17 protein-coding genes and 5 tRNA genes are annotated in these 17,381 nt (G+C 66.4%); 14 read left to right on the top strand and 8 right to left on the bottom strand.

Features of this window, described 5'->3' with window-relative positions; translation table 11 throughout:
* Window positions 1-70 precede the first annotated feature (70 nt).
* Genes pstS through pstB form a run of 4 tightly spaced genes read left to right on the top strand, consistent with a single transcriptional unit; the run spans window position 71 to window position 4,041 of the window.
* Window positions 71-1,195 (top strand): phosphate ABC transporter substrate-binding protein PstS, encoded by a 1,125-nt coding sequence (gene pstS, locus RDCOP1_RS15020; protein ID WP_072702056.1) that lies wholly within the window; start codon window positions 71-73, stop codon window positions 1,193-1,195.
* 53 nt (window positions 1,196-1,248) lie between these two features.
* The gene (pstC, locus tag RDCOP1_RS15015) at window positions 1,249-2,301 is read left to right on the top strand and encodes a phosphate ABC transporter permease subunit PstC (RefSeq protein WP_072701900.1); all 1,053 of its coding nucleotides are present in this window, start codon (window positions 1,249-1,251) and stop codon (window positions 2,299-2,301) included.
* 1 nt (window position 2,302) lies between these two features.
* Window positions 2,303-3,214 (top strand): phosphate ABC transporter permease PstA, encoded by a 912-nt coding sequence (gene pstA, locus RDCOP1_RS15010; protein WP_072701898.1) that lies wholly within the window; start codon window positions 2,303-2,305, stop codon window positions 3,212-3,214.
* Between the two features lie 50 nt (window positions 3,215-3,264).
* The gene (gene pstB / locus RDCOP1_RS15005; RefSeq protein ID WP_072701896.1) at window positions 3,265-4,041 is read left to right on the top strand and encodes a phosphate ABC transporter ATP-binding protein PstB; all 777 of its coding nucleotides are present in this window, start codon (window positions 3,265-3,267) and stop codon (window positions 4,039-4,041) included.
* Between the two features lie 73 nt (window positions 4,042-4,114).
* Here pstB and phoU read toward each other — a convergent pair whose 3' ends face one another.
* Together phoU and RDCOP1_RS14995 are read right to left on the bottom strand one after the other, a co-directional pair.
* Window positions 4,115-4,822, bottom strand: a complete 708-nt coding sequence (gene phoU, locus RDCOP1_RS15000; protein WP_072701894.1) for a phosphate signaling complex protein PhoU — start codon at window positions 4,820-4,822, stop codon at window positions 4,115-4,117.
* Between the two features lie 82 nt (window positions 4,823-4,904).
* Window positions 4,905-6,746 (bottom strand): LCP family protein, encoded by a 1,842-nt coding sequence (locus RDCOP1_RS14995; RefSeq protein ID WP_072701892.1) that lies wholly within the window; start codon window positions 6,744-6,746, stop codon window positions 4,905-4,907.
* On the opposite strand from RDCOP1_RS14995, the gene RDCOP1_RS21855 reads away from it, so the two are divergent.
* Window positions 6,632-6,973, top strand: a complete 342-nt coding sequence (locus tag RDCOP1_RS21855; protein WP_231923103.1) for a hypothetical protein — start codon at window positions 6,632-6,634, stop codon at window positions 6,971-6,973. The genes RDCOP1_RS14995 and RDCOP1_RS21855 overlap by 115 nt on opposite strands.
* Window positions 6,974-7,528: 555 nt before the next feature.
* Here the strand turns inward: RDCOP1_RS21855 and dusB are convergent.
* From dusB to RDCOP1_RS14975, 4 genes are all read right to left on the bottom strand, one after another.
* A complete protein-coding gene (dusB, locus tag RDCOP1_RS14990; RefSeq protein WP_072701890.1) occupies window positions 7,529-8,671 on the bottom strand; it encodes a tRNA dihydrouridine synthase DusB in 1,143 nt (380 codons plus the stop codon).
* 161 nt (window positions 8,672-8,832) lie between these two features.
* On the bottom strand, window positions 8,833-9,786 hold the full coding sequence (locus tag RDCOP1_RS14985; RefSeq protein ID WP_072701888.1) for an acyl-ACP desaturase: 954 nt from the start codon (window positions 9,784-9,786) through the stop codon (window positions 8,833-8,835).
* Window positions 9,787-9,996: 210 nt separating this feature from the next.
* Window positions 9,997-10,602, bottom strand: a complete 606-nt coding sequence (locus RDCOP1_RS14980) for a DUF937 domain-containing protein (RefSeq protein ID WP_072702054.1) — start codon at window positions 10,600-10,602, stop codon at window positions 9,997-9,999.
* Between the two features lie 84 nt (window positions 10,603-10,686).
* A complete protein-coding gene (locus RDCOP1_RS14975; protein ID WP_072701886.1) occupies window positions 10,687-11,148 on the bottom strand; it encodes a hypothetical protein in 462 nt (153 codons plus the stop codon).
* Window positions 11,149-11,318: 170 nt separating this feature from the next.
* Between RDCOP1_RS14975 and RDCOP1_RS14970 the strand changes: the two genes are divergently transcribed.
* Entirely contained in the window at window positions 11,319-11,963 is a 645-nt protein-coding gene (locus RDCOP1_RS14970; protein WP_072701884.1) for a hypothetical protein, read from the top strand.
* 16 nt (window positions 11,964-11,979) lie between these two features.
* Here RDCOP1_RS14970 and RDCOP1_RS14965 read toward each other — a convergent pair whose 3' ends face one another.
* Window positions 11,980-12,405 carry a hypothetical protein gene (locus RDCOP1_RS14965; RefSeq protein WP_072701882.1) on the bottom strand — a complete coding sequence of 142 codons (426 nt, stop codon included), beginning with the start codon at window positions 12,403-12,405 and terminating at the stop codon, window positions 11,980-11,982.
* Between the two features lie 100 nt (window positions 12,406-12,505).
* Window positions 12,506-12,581, bottom strand: a tRNA-Lys gene (locus tag RDCOP1_RS14960).
* A 307-nt stretch (window positions 12,582-12,888) separates the two neighbouring features.
* Here RDCOP1_RS14960 and RDCOP1_RS14955 point away from each other — a divergent pair.
* The 8 genes from RDCOP1_RS14955 (at window position 12,889) to RDCOP1_RS14920 (ending at window position 17,371) form a co-directional block, all read left to right on the top strand.
* Window positions 12,889-13,539 (top strand): TetR family transcriptional regulator, encoded by a 651-nt coding sequence (locus RDCOP1_RS14955; RefSeq protein WP_072701880.1) that lies wholly within the window; start codon window positions 12,889-12,891, stop codon window positions 13,537-13,539.
* Window positions 13,540-13,649: 110 nt separating this feature from the next.
* A tRNA-Glu gene (locus tag RDCOP1_RS14950) sits at window positions 13,650-13,722 on the top strand.
* 54 nt (window positions 13,723-13,776) lie between these two features.
* Window positions 13,777-13,850: transfer RNA gene (locus RDCOP1_RS14945), tRNA-Asp, on the top strand.
* A gap of 40 nt (window positions 13,851-13,890) precedes the next feature.
* Window positions 13,891-13,964, top strand: a tRNA-Phe gene (locus RDCOP1_RS14940).
* Window positions 13,965-14,056: 92 nt separating this feature from the next.
* Window positions 14,057-14,130: transfer RNA gene (locus RDCOP1_RS14935), tRNA-Asp, on the top strand.
* A 43-nt stretch (window positions 14,131-14,173) separates the two neighbouring features.
* Window positions 14,174-15,565, top strand: coding sequence for a glycosyltransferase family 4 protein (locus RDCOP1_RS21540; protein WP_084722633.1), 1,392 nt, complete (start codon window positions 14,174-14,176; stop codon window positions 15,563-15,565).
* Window positions 15,565-16,296: a class I SAM-dependent methyltransferase gene (locus RDCOP1_RS14925; RefSeq protein WP_072701876.1), complete on the top strand. Its 732-nt coding sequence runs from the start codon at window positions 15,565-15,567 to the stop codon at window positions 16,294-16,296. The genes RDCOP1_RS21540 and RDCOP1_RS14925 overlap by 1 nt, the downstream gene beginning before the upstream one ends.
* A 16-nt stretch (window positions 16,297-16,312) precedes the next feature.
* On the top strand, window positions 16,313-17,371 hold the full coding sequence (locus tag RDCOP1_RS14920; protein WP_072702052.1) for a glucosidase family protein: 1,059 nt from the start codon (window positions 16,313-16,315) through the stop codon (window positions 17,369-17,371).
* Window positions 17,372-17,381 lie beyond the last annotated feature (10 nt).

Below are 17,381 nucleotides of genomic sequence, written 5' to 3'. Positions count from 1 at the left end.
GGCGCAGGGATCACCCGCGCCTCGATTCCGCTGCCTTCGGTCAGCGGTGGTGAACTCCGGAGGACTACAGGTGAACCTCAAGCGCAATGGTGCCCTGCTGGGCGCATTGGCTGTCGGCGCTCTCACGCTCACCGCGTGTGGATCCGACGACAACTCGGGTTCGATCGACGTCGATGCTTCCGCGTCCCGCGCGACCTGCGAGGGCAAGCCCAACCTGTCGGCTGCCGGCTCGTCCGCGCAGAAGAATGCGATGGACGAGTTCGTCGCCATCTACATCGCCGTGTGCTCGCAGAAGGGCAAGACGGTCAACGTGGCCTACAACCCGACCGGTTCGGGTGACGGCCGCACACAGTTCATCGCGAGCCAGATCGACTTCGCCGGTTCGGATTCCGCGATCAAGGGTGACCAGGCCGAGCAGGCGCTCACGCGTTGCGCGGGCAGCCCGGCCTGGAACCTTCCGCTGGTGTTCGGCCCGGTCGCGCTGGCCTACAACCTGGAAGGCGTCGACAATCTGGTGCTCGACGCGCAGACCACCGCCAAGATCTTCAACGGCTCGATCACCACCTGGAACGACCCGGCGATCGCCGCGCTGAACGAGGGAGTGGACCTGCCCGACACCGCCGTCACGCCGATCGTGCGCTCCGACTCGTCGGGCACCACGGACAACTTCCAGCAGTACCTCGAGGTCGCGTCGGACGGCGCATGGACCAGCGGTACCGGGTCCGACTTCACCGGCGGCGTCGGCGAAGGCGCGAAGGGCTCGGCCGGTGTCGCGCAGGCGGTCAGCGGTTCGCCGGGGTCCATCACCTACGTCGAGAAGTCGTTCGCCGATCAGAACGGCCTGAGCATGGCACTGCTCGACAACGGTTCGGGCCCGGTGGAACTCACCGAGGACTCCGCTGCCAAAGCGATCGAGGGTGCCGGGTTCTCGCCCTCCGGCGAAGGTGACCTGACACTGGACCTGTCCTCGATCTTCGGTACCACCGAGGAGGGGACGTACCCGCTGGTGCTGGCGACCTACGAGATCGTCTGCTCCGCCGGATACGACGCCGATACCGCTGCCGCGCTCAAGTCCTTCCTCACCTCGGCGGCGAACGAGGGCCAGGACGGCCTCGGGGAACAGGGCTACGTGCCGCTGCCGGATACCTTCAAGGAGCGCCTGACCGAGTCGATCGACGCCATCGCGTCCGAGTAGATCGGTGGGCCGCCCGTTCCCGATGAACAAGCCCAGAGAGAATATGAGCGCATATGAGTGACGCGCCCACGACAACGGCTCGGACGGAGTCGGACGGCCCGACCCGGTCAGGAACGGGCGGTCACCCCGGTACTACGGAGGCAACGATTAGCACCACACCACCCTCGGAACGCACGCAGAAGACTGTCGTGCGGCCGGGCGATCGCATCTTCGGTTCGCTGGCCACCGGGTCCGCGATCCTGATCTCGGTGATCATCGGCGCGATCGCGGTATTCCTCGTGTGGCGTGCCGTGCCCGCCCTGCAACGCAACACCGTCAACTTCCTCACGAGCGACCAGTGGATCACCCAGGACATCGAGGACATGGCCTTCGGCGTCCTCGACCTGTTCCAGGTCACGGTGCTGGTCTCGCTGTTCGCGCTCGCCCTCGCGATGCCCGTCGCCCTCGGTATCGCAATCTTCTTGACCACCTACTGCCCGGCCCGGATCAAGAAGCCGCTCGCCTACGTGATCGATCTGCTCGCCGCGGTCCCCTCGATCGTGTACGGGCTGTGGGGCGTCCTCGTCCTCGCGCCGTTCCTTCGCCCGGTCGCCACCTGGCTGAACACCACGTTCGGCTGGTTCCCGCTGTTCGCGACGGGCAGCGGTTCGATCATGGGCGGCGGCACGATCTTCACCGCGGGGATCGTCCTGGCGGTGATGATCCTGCCGACGATCGCGGCGGTCAGCCGCGAAGTGTTCGTGCAGACGCCCGTCGCGCACATCGAAGCCGCACTCGCACTCGGTGCCACCCGCTGGGAGGTCGTCAAGACGACCATCATCCCGTTCGGCAAGTCCGGTTACGTCAGCGGTTCGATGCTCGGCCTCGGCCGTGCCCTCGGCGAGACGATGGCGCTGTACCTGATCCTGCGCACCACGTCGTCGGGGTTCTCGTGGTCCTTGTTCGACGGCGGTGCGACGATCGCGTCCAAGATCGCCCTCGGGTACGCCGAGTTCAACAACGAGATCCAGGCAGGCGCCTACATCGCCGCAGGCCTGGTGCTCTTCGTACTGACCTTCTTGGTCAACGCCGCGGCTCGCATGGTCGTCGCAGGAAAGAGGGACTGATATGTCGACCACCACCCTCGACTCGCCCGTCAAGGCACCCACCTTCCAGCGGGTCAGCGTCCGCCGCCGTATCACCGATGCCGGTGCGACGGTGCTGGTGACCCTATCGGTCCTCGTCGCTCTCGTGCCGCTCATCTGGGTTCTCGCCACAGTCGTCACCAAGGGGCTCCCGGCCCTGATGTCCGCGACGTGGTTCACCCATTCGCTGAGCGGGCTGACAGCCTCGTCGACCGGCGGCGGCATCTACCACGCGCTGGTCGGCACACTGCTGCAAGGCCTCGTCTGCGCGATCATCTCGATTCCGCTCGGGGTCTTCGTCGCGATCTACCTCGTGGAGTACGCGGGCCGGTCGAAGCTCGGCAAGATCACGACCTTCATGGTCGACATCCTCAGCGGCGTGCCGTCGATCGTCGCGGCCCTCTTCATCTACGCCCTGTGGGTGTCCACGTTCGGAATGCCCAAGTCGGGCTTCGCGGTGTCCCTCGCGCTCGTCCTGCTGATGGTGCCCGTGGTGGTACGCAGCACGGAGGAGATGCTCCGCATCGTGCCGCAGGACCTGCGTGAAGCGTCGTACGCGCTGGGCGTCCCGAAGTGGAAGACCATCGCACGCATCGTTCTTCCCACCTCGATCGCCGGCATCATCACCGGCATCATGCTCGCGCTCGCCCGCGTCATGGGGGAGACCGCACCGTTGCTGATCCTCGTCGGCTACGCGCCGTTCATCAATTTCGATCTGTTCGGTGGCGAGCAGGGTTCGCTTCCCGGCGTGATGGTCGCCGAGATGAACAACCCGACCGCCGCCGGTTCGCAACGAATCTGGGGCGCCGCCCTCACACTGATTCTTGTGATCGCGGTGCTGAACGTCGCGGCCAAGGTGATCAGCCATTACTCGCAGGTCGGCTCCAGGAAGTAGCGACCCATGAACTTCTCTCACGACATCGATTCACCATTAGGGAGCCTGTAATGGCAAAGCGTCTGGATCTCAAGGACGTCAACATCTACTACGGCAAGTTCCACGCCGTAGCCGACGTGACGCTTTCCGTGCCCCCGCGGAGCGTCACCGCGTTCATCGGCCCGTCGGGCTGCGGCAAGTCCACTGTGCTGCGCTCGCTCAACCGCATGCACGAGGTCACCCCCGGCGCCCGCGTCGAGGGGTCCGTGCTGCTCGACGGCGAGGACATCTACGGCGCGGACGTCGACCCGGTCGGTGTGCGCAAGACGATCGGCATGGTCTTCCAGCGCCCGAATCCGTTTCCCACCATGTCCATTCGGGACAACGTGGTCGCGGGATTGAAGTTGCAGGGCATGCGCGACAAGAAGTTCCTCGACGAGGTCGCAGAGAAGTCGTTGCGTGGCGCGAACCTGTGGAACGAGGTCAAGGACCGTCTCGACAAGCCCGGCGGCGGTCTCTCCGGCGGTCAGCAGCAGCGGCTGTGCATCGCGCGCGCGATCGCGGTCCAGCCCGATGTGCTGTTGATGGACGAGCCCTGCTCCGCGCTCGATCCGATCTCCACCCTCGCGATCGAGGACCTCATCGCGGAGCTCAAGCAGGACTTCACGATCGTCATCGTCACCCACAACATGCAGCAGGCTGCGCGGGTGAGCGACCAGACCGCGTTCTTCAACCTCGAGGCCACGGGCCGGCCGGGCAGGCTCGTGGAGATCGACGACACCGAGAAGATCTTCTCCAACCCGACCCAGAAGGCCACCGAGGACTACATCTCGGGCCGCTTCGGCTGAGCCGACCAGCATGTGATGTACGGAAGCCCCGGCCGGAAATCCCGGCCGGGGCTTCGCCTTGTTCGGATGATGATCAGGATTCGGTCGGGTACACCGTCAGCTTGTCGACCTTGGTGCCGAGTGCGCGGATCTCTTCTTCGGTGGGGAGCTTTCCGGTGACCAGGAAGATGACTCGGCGTCCCACCTCGACCGCGTGGTCTGCGAACCGCTCGTAGAAGCGGCCCAGCAGCGTGACGTCGACGGCCGCTGCGACGCCGTGCTTCCATTCCGGATTCATGAGCACCTTGAAGAGGTGGCGATGCAGATCGTCCATCGCTTCGTCCTCGTGGTGCAGACGCGCCGCGCGCTCGGGGTCGCGGGTTTCGAGGATCTCCCGTGTTGCTCCGCCGAGGGCGACGGCGATGCGGCCCATCTCGGCGAAGTATCCCTTGACCTCGTCCGGAAGGACGTGGTTGGGATGCCGGCGACGGGTCGCCTTCGCGATGTGCAGGGCGAGAGCACCCATACGATCGATATCGGCGACGATCTGGATGCCGCTCACCACTGCTCGCAGGTCACCCGCCACCGGCCCCTGGAGGGCGAGGAGCTGGAACGCCTTCTCCTCGCAGACCACCGCGAGGTCGGTGATCTTGTCGTGCTCTTCGATCACCTGCTCGGCGAGGCCGAGATCGGCGGTGAGGAGAGCTTGGGTGGACCGCTCCATTGCAAGTCCGGCGAGCCCGGCCATCTCTCCGAGAAGGTCACCGAGTTCGCTCATTTGTACGTTGTAGACGACGCGCATAACGGCAAAGCCTACGGTGCGGAAAAGTACAGGTCACGAGCATCGGGTGAACCGGGGGTGAACTGGCGGATGCGGGAAGCCCTCAGCTACACAGGTCGTCACCGGCATTGGTGATGTAAAGGTCGGAGGGCAGCTCGATGGCATCCTTGCTCGACGACGCTTCGATCGCCACCGGCTCGAGTTCGGTTCCTGCGGGGGTGGGTGCGACGACGGTGCCGTCGAAGCTGGTGCCGAGCACGATCTCGACGAGAGAGCCGAGCTGTGCGGACGGCGGAGCCTCCTGCAGCACCGCGTCCGGGAAAGAGGAGGCGACCGTCATGGCTTCGGTCTCCTGACCGGGCGTGAATCGGATCACCGTCTTGGTGCTGGTGCTGGTGTAGTTCCCCACCGAGTAGACGGGGAAGCCGTATGCTCCGACAGTTTCGGCGATCCGTGCTGCCAGACCCGACTCGCCGGACGCGTTGGAGACCTGCACGCTCACAGTGCCCGGGTCGACAGCCGTCTGTCCCGGCGCGACCGGTATCGGTTCAGGGGCTACGGGAGCGGCGTCGTCCTGGGGCTCCTCGCGCTTCTCGCCGGGGAGCGGAAGGTCGTCGATGATGGCGGTGAAGATCGATTCGATGTCGTCGAGCCGGGGGATCTCGTTGCCCCAGTCGTTCGTGCCCGCCGTCGGCACCGTCAGGAAGGTGACGGCCCCCGCGTCGACGTTCTGGAGGGAGCGACCGAGCTTGACCAGCGACTCGGTGTTGACGTTCTCGACGAATGTGGCGCTGGTGAAGGCGCCGATGAAGCCGTTGAGCTTGCCCGGATCGAGCAGAACCTTGTTCGACAAGGCGGAGCGCAGCAGGGACGACAGGAACTTCTGCTGCCGGGTGATCCGGCCGTAGTCGCCGTTGCCCTCGGTGAACACGTAGCGGGCTCGGACGTAGTCGAGTGCCTTGTTCCCGCTCAGGGTGTGCTTGCCGGGCGAGTCCAGAATGGTGCCCAGCTCACCGTCCTCGAGGGGCGTCGGCGTGCACACCTCCACACCGCCCACCTTGTCGACCATTGCTTCGAACCCGGCGAAGTCGATGCCGACGAAATGCCCGATCTTCAGACCGGACATCTTCTGGATCACCTTCACCAGGCACTTCGGGCCGCCGAGTGCATACGTGGCGTTGAGCTTGTCGCCCTCCGCCGCGGGGTAGGTGTCCGAGCTGTAGTCGCCGGTCGAGCTGTCCCAGCCGCGGCACACCGGTCGCTCCACATCGAGGTCGCGGGGGAACGACACCGCGACCACACGGCTGCGGTCTGCGGGGATGTTGACGAGGATCACGGTGTCGGCGCGGGCGCCCTCCGCATCTGCGGTGGTTCCGGCACCGACCGCCCCGCTTGCTCCCGCGCGCGTGTCCGTTCCGACGATCAGGTAGGTCTCGTCACCCGTCTGCCCGGCCGCGTCGACGATGTCGGAAGACTCGGTGTCGAGCGCGGCAATCTGCGAGAAACCCGCTTCGGTCGACTTCACGTAACCCCACACCGATCCGGTGCCGACGAGGGCGAGCACCGAGAAGGCGGCGACGGCCGTCCGGGCCGCGGCCCGCAGTTTCCGGTTCTTCCGTCTCTTGCTCGATTCGAGCCGGGTCAGCCCGTCGGTGCCGACGGCCCGAGGTGCGGCCTGCGTACGGCCGTCCCGGAGATCGGCGGGCTCCTCGTAAATGTCTTCGGCGTCCGGCAGGTCGGTTTCGAATTCGTCATCGACCGGCTCGATGAGCTCGGTGGGATTGTCCGCGACCGGGGGGCGCGGGGCTCTCCGCGGTGCGGGAGGGCCGGGTGGCGCTCCCGCGGGACGAACGGGAACGGCAGGCGGTCGCTGTGGTGTCGGTTGTGGACTCCGTGCCGGAGCAGGGGGCGCAGGCGGCACAGGCGGCACTGCGCGCGGGGGCACCGCGGGGGGCGCGGGCGGAAGAGACGGGGATACCGCGGGCGGCTGCATTGCGGGCGGCTGCATTGCGGGCGGCGTTACCGCCGGGGGCACAGACGGGAGAGACGGGGGTACCGGCCGTCCCACGGGCGGCGGTGGAGGCGGCGGTGGAGTCGGTGGAGTCGGTGGAGACACCGGGCGGGCCGACGGGACACGGGGATGCGCGGGTGGCAGCGACGACGACGCTGTGACCGGCGGTTCGGGGGGAGGCGGACCGTCCCGGCGGGACACCTTGTCCACGAGGTCCGCAACGGTGAGCCGATCGGGGTCGCCGTCGGCGGCGGCACGGCGATTGCGGCCGGAATCGGCGCGGCGTCCTCCGCCGTGGTCGCGCTCGGAACGGGCTTCCGCGGAGTGGGCACCGCCGGAATACCCATCGTCCGAATGTGCGGGGCGCGGGTCGGCGGCAGGGGCGTCCGAGTGACGGGATCGGCTACGGGGGCGCCGGTCGCCCGGAATCTCTCGATGAGCCGGTGGAGCCTCTCGGTAGATCGGAACTTCCCGGCTGGACGGATCTGCGATAGGACGTTCCCAGGGAGCGCGATTGTCGGGCAGGCCCGAGTCGTGCCCTTCGTCCACCGGTGCCTTGCCTCTCCGCGGGTCGACCGCATTCGCGCGCCCCGCCCGCGAACGGGCGGAGCGCAATGATCCCGTCATGATACTGACCGTCTGTTACCGAAGCGGTACACGCGGCCGGTGGCGGCTCCACTATGTGGAGGCGCCGACGGTGGGAAGGGTAAGGAGTATTACCCGCCCGAGTGCATGATGTCGGCACCTACCGGGACGCAGGTGTCCTCCGGATCGTCGAGCCACCCTTCGGGCAGAGCGACGGTGCTCGGCGAACCCTGGCGCCCACGGGGGCCTTCCGCGTCAGCTGGAAAAGGCACGTCGGCGTCGAGTTTTCCGAGAAGATCGTCGAGTTCGGCGAGCGAGGACACTCGCGCGAGACCGCTGCGAACTTCGGATCCGGCGGGGAAGCCGCGCAGGTACCACGCGATGTGCTTGCGGAGTTCGCGTGTGCCGCGATCTTCGCCGTGATGGTCGGCAAGAAGCTCTGCGTGGCGGCGCATGATCTGCGTCACTTCTCCCAGGGAAGGGGGAGTGGGAATCTCCCGCCCGTTGAGCGCGGCACTGAGTTCTGCGAACAACCACGGCCGGCCGAGGCAGCCGCGCCCGACTACGACACCGTCGCAACCGGTCTGCGTCATCATCTTCTCCGCGTCGCCGGCGTCGAAGATGTCTCCGTTGCCGAGCACCGGGACAGTGGTGACGTGTTCCTTGAGCCGGGCGATCTCGTTCCAGTCGGCGTTGCCCGAGTAGCGCTGCGCGGCGGTCCGGGCATGCAGGGCCACGGCGGCCGCGCCCTCTTCTGCAGCGATCCGGCCCGCGTCCAGGTGGGTGTGGTGCTCGTCGTCGATGCCGACCCGGAACTTGACCGTCACCGGGATGTCGGTTCCCTCGGTGGCCCGGACCGCTGCGGCGACGATCTGCCCGAAGAGGCGACGCTTGTAGGGGAGAGCCGACCCGCCACCCTTCCGGGTGACCTTGGGCACCGGGCAGCCGAAGTTCATGTCGATGTGGTCGGCCATGTTCTCGTCGACGATCATCTTCGCCGCCGCATACGTGGTGTCGGGATCGACGGTATACAGCTGCAGGGAACGGGGTGTTTCCGTGGGACCGAACGTCGTCATGTGCATGGTGACCGGATGCCGCTCGACCAGTGCGCGTGCAGTGACCATCTCGCACACGTAGAGCCCGGAGGTGCTTCCGGCGCGTTCGAGTTCGAGTTCACGGCAGAGTGTGCGAAATGCGACGTTCGTCACGCCTGCCATCGGCGCCAGCACGACCGGGCTGTTCAGTTCGAGCGAGCCGATGCGAAGGGGTGACATAAGGAACCTCTGGAAAGAGTTGTGTTTCAGTGAAATTGCGGTCTCCCGTGGTATCTCACCGGGAAGACGGCTGTGCCCGGTACCGACAGGGGCACCGGGCACAGGATAACCGTTTGCCGACGTAGGCCCCGAATCCGCAGGGACCTACCGGGCGCCGGGACTCAGGACAGGGCGCCTGCGCGCTCGAGCTTGGCTGCCTCGCGCGCGAGCGACCGGTCGCGCATCTCCTCGAACTTCACGGCCTGACGCTCGAGTTCTTCGAGGTGCGTCCCCAGCTGGTCGAGGGCCTGGGCGCCGCCGGTGCCGAAATCGCGTTCGAAGATCCGCCACTTGCGCAGCACCGGCATGACCACGTCGTCGAGGTGCTGACGCAGGTCGTAGATGCCGTGCTTCGCCATGAGCACACCGTTGCGGCGGAAATTGGGCATTCCCGCTCCGGGCATCTGGAAGGTGCGGAGAACCTCGACGATCGCTTCCAGGGTCTGCTGGGGAGCGACGTCCAGCGCGGCGTCGCAGATGTTGCGATAGAAGATCATGTGCAGGTTCTCGTCGGCTGCGATGCGTTGCAGCATCTTGTCGGCGACGGAATCGTTGCACGCGATACCCGTGTTGCGATGCGACACGCGTGTGGCGAGCTCCTGGAAGGTCACGTACGCGACCGAGTGCAGCATGCCCGTCTCGTTGGGAGAACCGAAGCCGTTCGTCATGTGCTCCATGCGTGCGTTCTCGAGTGCGACGGGGTCGACGCCCCGGGTGACGACGAGATAGTCGCGCATGACGATGCCGTGGCGGTTCTCCTCGGCAGTCCAGCGACCCACCCAGGTGCCCCACGCGCCGTCCCGGCTGAACGCCTCGGCGATCTCGCGGTGGTAGGAGGGCAGGTTGTCCTCGGTGAGCAGATTGGTGATCATCGCGGCCTTGGCCACCTCACCGAGCTGCGACTGTTCGGGTTCCCAGTCGACTCCGCCCATCGCGGCGAAGTTGCGTCCTTCGTCCCACGGGACGTAGTCGTGGGGATGCCAGTCCTTCGCCATCGAGAGATGCCGGTTGACGTTCGCTTCGGCCACGGGCTCCAGCTCTCGCAGCAACTCCAGCTGTGTCAGGACTCGCGTCATACCTTCGTACCCTCCCTGTGGTTTCACATGATCTCTGTCAGCCTACGGATCCGTAGGTAAATGTCGTACCGGCCTGTCGTGCGGTACAACGCCCTGTCGTGATCAGGGCCGATCGGTGTCGCCGATCACAATCGTCCGCCGGTCACCGTACAGGCCGAGCCGGGCATGTCGTCGGACGTGAGTGCCGGCGACGTCCGCGTCTGCGAGCCCTCAGCGCTTGCCGCCCCCGAGAAGACCCCCGAGAAGACCGCCGAGTCCGCCGCCCGAACTGCCGCCCAGAACACTGCCGAGGATGTCGCCGATACCGCCCCCGCCGCCGCCCGAGCGGCCGGATGCTCCCTCGAGCAGACCGCCGAGAAGGTCGCCGAGCGCGCCCCCCTCGCGAGGTTCGCCTCCTGAGGCGGATGCGCCGGCGCCCTTTATCTGTTCGGCCAGGTACGACAGCACGATCGGCGCGAGGATCGGGAGCAGATCGGCGACGAGCGTGCTCCCGCCGGAGCCGTTCACCGTCCCCAGGGTGCTGATGACCTGGTCCTTCTTCTCTCCGAACACGTTGGAGACAATTCTTCCGCCGTCATCGGTGTCGACCTTGTCCACGTTCACTACGCCGTCGAGCAGGCCCGAACGGGAATGCTCGTCGAGCGCCGACATCAGTGAGGCCGCTCCCTCCGGATTTCGGGCATTGGCGCCCAACCCGCCGACGAGGGTGGGGAGCGCAGCCCGGACCGCGGTGTCCGCGGTCTGCCTGTCGACGCCGAGACGTTCGGCCACGCTGTCGATGGGGATCCGGGAGAGGAGTTCGTCGAGACTTGCCATGAGTACCTGCCTGGTCATGGGCGTCCCGTCGCGGCCGCCTGTGCGGCCGAGGTTAACGACTCGGGCGGTGCGCGTGGCGGCCGGTCAGTCGAAAGTGTTGCGGCCGCCCGGTGGCCGGCGCAGTGCGACGAGACAGCACAGCAGGGCCACCAGGATCCCGCTCAGCAACAACACCGTCCCGTTCTGGTTGGTCAGCGCCGTCCGGCGGTTCTCCTGGACGTATTCGCCGTGGGCAGAAAGGATCTGGACCCAGAACGCCATGGCCGTGACGAGTCCCAGAATCGTTCCGACCCACCCGGTGACGACCGAGTCGAACAATGCCGCGAGCAACAACAGGACGGCCGACACAGCCAGCGGCACCGCAAGAGACTGGTACAGCGGTAGCCCGGGGGAGGCGACGCTCGACAGATCGCCGCTCGCGAACCCGTCACGCAGTCCCGACAACGGTATCTGCGTCGGCGGCACACCTCCGACGACGGGCAGCACCGCCCCGATGCCCAGTGCTACTGCGGCCAGAAACAGGCCCAGGTCCACGAAGCTGCGCATGTTCCTCCCCGAAACGAAACGAACCGAGACAATCCGTTTTTGCGGACTCACCGTATCCAAAGAAGCGCTGTGTCACCGGATGGAAACGCAGGGGAGCGAATTCACGGCCGGCAAGTCGGCTGATCCGTAGGCTGATGCGCGTCTATCGAGGACCCAGGGAGGGCCGCAGGATGTCGGACGCAAGTACTCGGTCGGGGGAGGCACGGCAGGGCTTGCCCCCGTGGGCGAAGAAGACGCTCGTCGTCGTCGCCACGCTGGCCGTGCTCGTCATTGCGTATTTCGTGCTCGCCGCATTCGTCCCGAGATGGTGGGCGCAACGGATCGCCGGCCTCGCGGAGGGTGGATTCGGCCGCGGCATTATGTGGGGACTCGCGTTCGGTCTTCTCTCCACCGCGATCCCGCTCGTCCTGTTCGCTTGTATCTGGCAGGTCCGACGATGGAAGCACCACCGGGCTCTGCAAATCCTTCTCGCCGTGGCGGCGCTGGTCATCGCGCTGCCCAACCTCATGACCCTGAGCATCGTGCTCGGTGGCAGCAACGCCGCACACGCCGGTGAGCGCATCCTCGATGTCGATGCACCGGGTTTCCGGGGCGCATCATTGGTGGGCGCGATCGTCGGGGCCTTGGCGTGCGTGATTTTTTTCGTCGCCGTCGACCGCTACCGCAAGCGGGGCCGCGACCTCCACCACGTGCGTGAGGACCTCGAGCGGCAGCGACTCGAGGAACAGCGCGCGCGAGAGCGACGTCGGGCGGCCGACGAGTTGGGTACCGGTCCGGAGGACGTGCCCCCGGGCTCCCACCGAACCGGCAGGTGAACGGCCCGGGGCAGAATCAGTTCGCCGACGTCTTCGCGATGGACTCGATGTTCACCATCGTCATGTTGAGAAGGCTCTCGTCGAGCGCGCACGTGACCCCTTGCGTGCCGGACGGTCCCATGCAGTCGTCGCCGGTGTAACCGGCGTACTTCTCCTGCCAGCGGTCGATGCTGCCGAGCATGTCGCGTCTCGACGCGCTTTCAGGGAGCCGCTCGGCATCGATGCGCAGGGCGGTGAGGCCTTCATGGCGCTCGCGGTTGCAGTCCACGGCAGACGTCGTCGCATCGCTCAGGCAAGAGGTGTTCGCGAGAGTGTTCGCGTGGTGGGAACGGAGGTAGTTCCAGTCGACCTGGGACCCCGCGCCGGCGGTGCCGCCGTCGCCACCTCCGCAGGCGGCGAGCAGAACCAGGGCGGGTGCGAGAGCAAGCACGCGAAGTCTCATGACCCGTTGATCCCATTTGTCGCGAAATTCGTTACGGGCTCGGTGCCCATGAAAAGCAGCACGACCCGGCGTCCGGGAAATCCGGACGCCGGGTCGTGCATGGTGCCCCCAGTAGGGCTCGAACCTACGACCTGCGGATTAAAAGTCCGTAGCTCTACCAACTGAGCTATAGGGGCGTGGGCGCACAATGTAACCACATCGAGCGTCTCGATGGTATCGGACCGACCGTCCCGGGTTCCGGCACCCTCCCGCCGACGTGGCGACCGGCCCGGAACACGAAACGGCTCGGGTGCTCACCCCCTGCTTCGCACCCGAGCCGGACGAAGAATACCACTCGGTGTGTTCTTGGGACACCGACGGAACACGTGCTCCGACGACGCCGTGAGAACGCGATGCTCTCGCCCGGAGTCACCGCCCTGAGGGGCCGGAGCAGTCTAAAGTTGTCGGAGGGGGGCGACAGGTACTCGGAAGGCTGTAATCCCCATGCCACTTCAGCAGGAGCGTGCGCGGCGCACCCGGGCCGCGATCGTCGAGTCGGCCGCGGCCGAATTCGCCAAGAGGGGATTCGCGGCGGCGTCGATCAATCTGATCCTCGAACATTCGGGTGCCACCAAGGGTGCGATGTACTTCCACTTCAAGTCGAAGGAAGACCTTGCCCGGGCAGTCCTCGAGGAGGGGCTCGACCATTACCAGGCCATCGTCGACCGGTGGGTCGACTTCACGGAGCTCGATCCTTTCGAGCGACTCCACGGCATGATCTGTGATCTGGGAGAGGCGCTCCACAACGACGTCGTCATCGCAGCGGAGTTCCGTCTCGTCATCGATCCGGAATTCGTCGACGAAGCGCGTCTGCGTGGAACTGCCGTGTGGGGGCGGGCCGGCTACCAGTTGGCAGAGCAGGCCCGAGAGCTCGGGCTGTTCCGGCCGGGGGTGGATCTGCGGCGTTTCGTCGGCGCCGTCGGTTCGTCTCTCGCCGGTCAGCGTTATCTCGCCGACCTCACTGCACCGGGGGTGGATGTGCGCTCCCGGTTCGAAAGTTGCCTCGAGGTTCCCCTGGAGGCGACGGCGTCCGAGGAGTGGCTCGCACGGTGGCGTGAGCGTGGTTGGCCCAGTGCCCACCCGAGTGCTCAATAATGGGTGTGACCTGGCGATTTGTGATTCTCGAATGCCGTGGCATAAGCTGTCCAAGCTCCCAACGGAAACGCCAAACCCGTTGAGGGTGCGGTTCGGAGAGATCCGATCGGGCCCCCTTCGTCTAGCGGCCTAGGACGCCGCCCTTTCAAGGCGGTAGCGCGGGTTCGAATCCCGTAGGGGGTACGCTTCGACTCTGTCGGAGTGTGCAGTACTTTGGTGAAAGAACTGAATAAGTATGGCCCTGTAGCGCAGTTGGTTAGCGCGCCGCCCTGTCACGGCGGAGGTCGCGGGTTCGAGTCCCGTCAGGGTCGCAAAGCACATACGATCGGCATTCGGGTTCGGGTGCCGTCCGGCCAGGTAGCTCAGTTGGTACGAGCGTCCGCCTGAAAAGCGGAAGGTCGCCGGTTCGATCCCGGCCCTGGCCACAGAGGTTGTCCGGCAAACAACCGCTCAATTACATATGACGGACCCACCGCATGCGGTGGGTCCTGCTATGGGAACCCCCGGGGTTCTGCATGGCCCTGTGGCGCAGTTGGTTAGCGCGCCGCCCTGTCACGGCGGAGGTCGCGGGTTCGAGTCCCGTCAGGGTCGCATCAGGCGAAGGCCCGGTATCTACGGATACCGGGCCTTCGTCGTGTTGTCGTCGGCGGTCCCATTCGCATCCCGCCGGTCGGCTCGATCCGGTTCGTGCCGCTATCGTGACACGGCGGAACTTGTTCTAGGGTGCTCTACGCGACCCGACGGTCAGGTGCCCGTCTGGTCCACGCCCGTCCGAATCAACCCGAGGTGGAATGTGCGAATAGCTCTGTTGTCGTACCGGAGCAAGCCGCACTGTGGGGGCCAAGGGGTCTACGTGCGGCATCTCAGTCGCGAACTCGTCGCGCAGGGCCACACGGTCGAGGTGTTCTCCGGGCAGCCGTACCCGGAACTCGATCCGGGCGTTTCCCTCACCAAGGTGCCCAGTCTCGACCTGTATCGGGACGAGGACCCTTTCCGGACACCCCGTCCCGGCGAATATCGCGATCTGATCGATGTTCTCGAGGTCGCCACCATGTGGACGGCAGGATTTCCGGAACCCCGGACGTTCGGCCTGCGCGCGGCCAGGCTCCTGCGCGAGCGACTCGGCGATTTCGACGTCGTGCACGACAACCAGTCCCTCGGCTCCGGCCTGCTGAAGATCGCCGAGCGGTTTCCGCTGGTCGCGACGATCCACCATCCGATTACCCGCGACCGCGAACTCGATCTTGCGTCCGCCGGCACGTGGCGCCGGAAGATCACCTTGCGTCGCTGGTACGGCTTCCTCCGCATGCAGGAGCGGGTGGCCCGGCGGATCGGCACCCTGCTGACCGTGTCCGCGAACTCCGCCGACGACATCCGCGCCGCCTTCGGGATCCGGCCGGAACGCATCCACACCATCCCGCTGGGGGTGGACACCGAACTCTTCGCACCGCCGTCCACGCCGCGGGTCGCGGGTCGGATCGTGTGTGTCGCCAGCGCGGACGCTCCGCTCAAGGGAGTGCCGACCCTGCTCGAGGCGGTGGCGAAACTGCGGACGGAGCGAGAGGTCGAGCTCGTTCTCGTGTCCAAGCTGGCTCCGGGAGGAGCCACCGAGCGTCTCATTGACGCTCTCGCGATCGGCGACGTCGTGCGTACCGTGTCCGGTATCGAGGACGCCGAGCTGGCAGCGCTTCTCGCGTCCGCGGAGGTCGCGGCGGTTCCGTCTCTCTACGAAGGCTTTTCGTTGCCTGCTGTGGAGGCGATGTCGTGTGGAACGCCGCTGGTCGCGAGTCGCGCCGGCGCGATCCCCGAGGTGGTCGGCGACGCGGGTGTCCTCGTCACGCCGGGTGACGCCGCGCAGTTGGCCGGCGCCCTGGCCGATCTCCTCGAAGATCCCGGCGCACGCGAGGACCTCGGGATCAAGGCGCGCGCACGGGTGCTCGACAAGTACAGCTGGGCCGCGGTGGCCGCGCAGACCGCGCGCGTGTACGAACAGGCCGTCGCCGCACACGAAGGAAGGACGAACTGATGCTCACCGTCGACTTCGACCGGCTGGGAATCGCACCAGGACAGCGCGCCATCGATATCGGAGCGGGTGCCGGGCGGCACTCGTTCGAGTTGTATCGACGCGGCGTGGACGTGGTGGCGTTCGATCGCAGTGCCGAGGATATGAAGGCGGTCGCCGACATGTTCGTCGCCATGGAACTCGAGGGGCAGGTCCCCGAGGGCACCCTCGCCCGCGCGGAGGTCGGTGACGCGCTCGCGCTGCCTTACGAGGATTCCTCGTTCGATATCGTCCTGATTTCCGAGGTCCTCGAGCATGTGCCCGAGGACGAGCGTGCCATCGCCGAACTGGTGCGGGTGCTCAAGCCGGGCGGCGTCGCCGCGGTCACCGTGCCGCGCTGGTTCCCCGAAAAGGTGTGCTGGGCACTGTCCGACGCGTATCACGAGGTCGAGGGTGGCCACGTCCGCATCTACAAGGCCGACGAGCTCGCGGGCAAACTCACCTCTGCCGGACTGAAGGTGTCCGGAACCGGATTCGCCCACGCTCTGCATGCTCCGTACTGGTGGCTCAAGTGCGCGGTCGGCGTCGACAACAACGACAATCCGCTGACCAAGGCGTATCACCGGATGCTGGTGTGGGATCTGATGAAGGGTCCGTGGATCACCCGGACCGCAGAGCGGCTGCTCGACCCGGTGATGGGCAAGAGCGTCGTGTTCTATCTCGAAAAGCCGGGTATCTCCGGTGCGGCCCAGTAGTTCCCGTGTGCCGGTGATGCCCTCTGTCGAGGGAGTTCTGTCGGAGGAGCAGTGCCTCGCGACCGGACATGCCATCGCGGCGATGCAGGAGCGGTCCGGCGCGATCCCGTGGTTTCCGGGAGGTCACACCGATCCGTGGGACCACGTCGAATCCGCAATGGCATTGACCGTGACCGGGCTTCGGGACGAAGCGGATGCCGCCTTCCATTGGTTGCGCCGAACGCAGCGTCAGGACGGCTCGTGGCCGGTGCGATTCGACGGGGGAGTGCCCGAAAGCGGCGACATCGACAGCAACTTCACCGCATACATCGCGGTGGGGGTGTGGCACCACCACCTGGTCACCGGTGACCGGAGCTTCCTCGAAGGCATGTGGCCGACGGTACGGCGTGCGCTCGATCTCGTACTCGACATGCAACTGGCCGACGGTTCGATCTCGTGGGCACGCGGCGCGGGCGGCATGTTCGACGAGGCGTTGCTCACGGGATGCTCGAGTATTCACCAAAGCTTGTACTGCGGAATGCGTCTCGCCGATCTCGTCGGTGATCCGCAGCCCGAATGGGAAGTGGCGTTGTTCCGGTTGGGCCACACGTTACGACGGCACATCGAGGTGTTCACCCCCAAGCCGGAGTTCTCGATGGACTGGTACTACCCGATCCTGGGCGGCGCCCTCCGCGGACCCGAGGCGCACGAACGGATCCGGGATCGCTGGACGGACTTCGTCGTCGACGGGCTGGGCATACGCTGCGTCGATCACCGTCCCTGGGTGACCGGCGCCGAGACCTGCGAACTTGTCCTCGCACTCGATTGCCTCGGAGACAGCGCGCGTGCCCGTGAACTGTTCGCGGACATGCAGCATCTCCGCGATCCCGACGGCTCCTACTGGACCGGCCTGGTCTACACCGACGGCAAGCGCTGGCCTGTCGAAGTCAGCTCGTGGACCAGTGCGGCGGTGATCCTGGCGGCCGATGCCCTCTCGCGCACGACGGGAGGGAACGGGGTGTTCCGCGATGCGGGGACGCCCACCCGATACGCGGGTAGCGATCCGTGCACCGAGGACTGCCCCGTCCTGGTCTGACGCGCCGTGC

Source organism: Rhodococcus coprophilus NBRC 100603 (assembly GCF_001895045.1).
Classification (GTDB): Bacteria; Actinomycetota; Actinomycetes; order Mycobacteriales; family Mycobacteriaceae; genus Rhodococcus; species Rhodococcus coprophilus.
The sequence above is the reverse complement of the archived record's forward strand: the minus strand, read 5'-3'. Positions and strand labels throughout refer to the sequence as shown.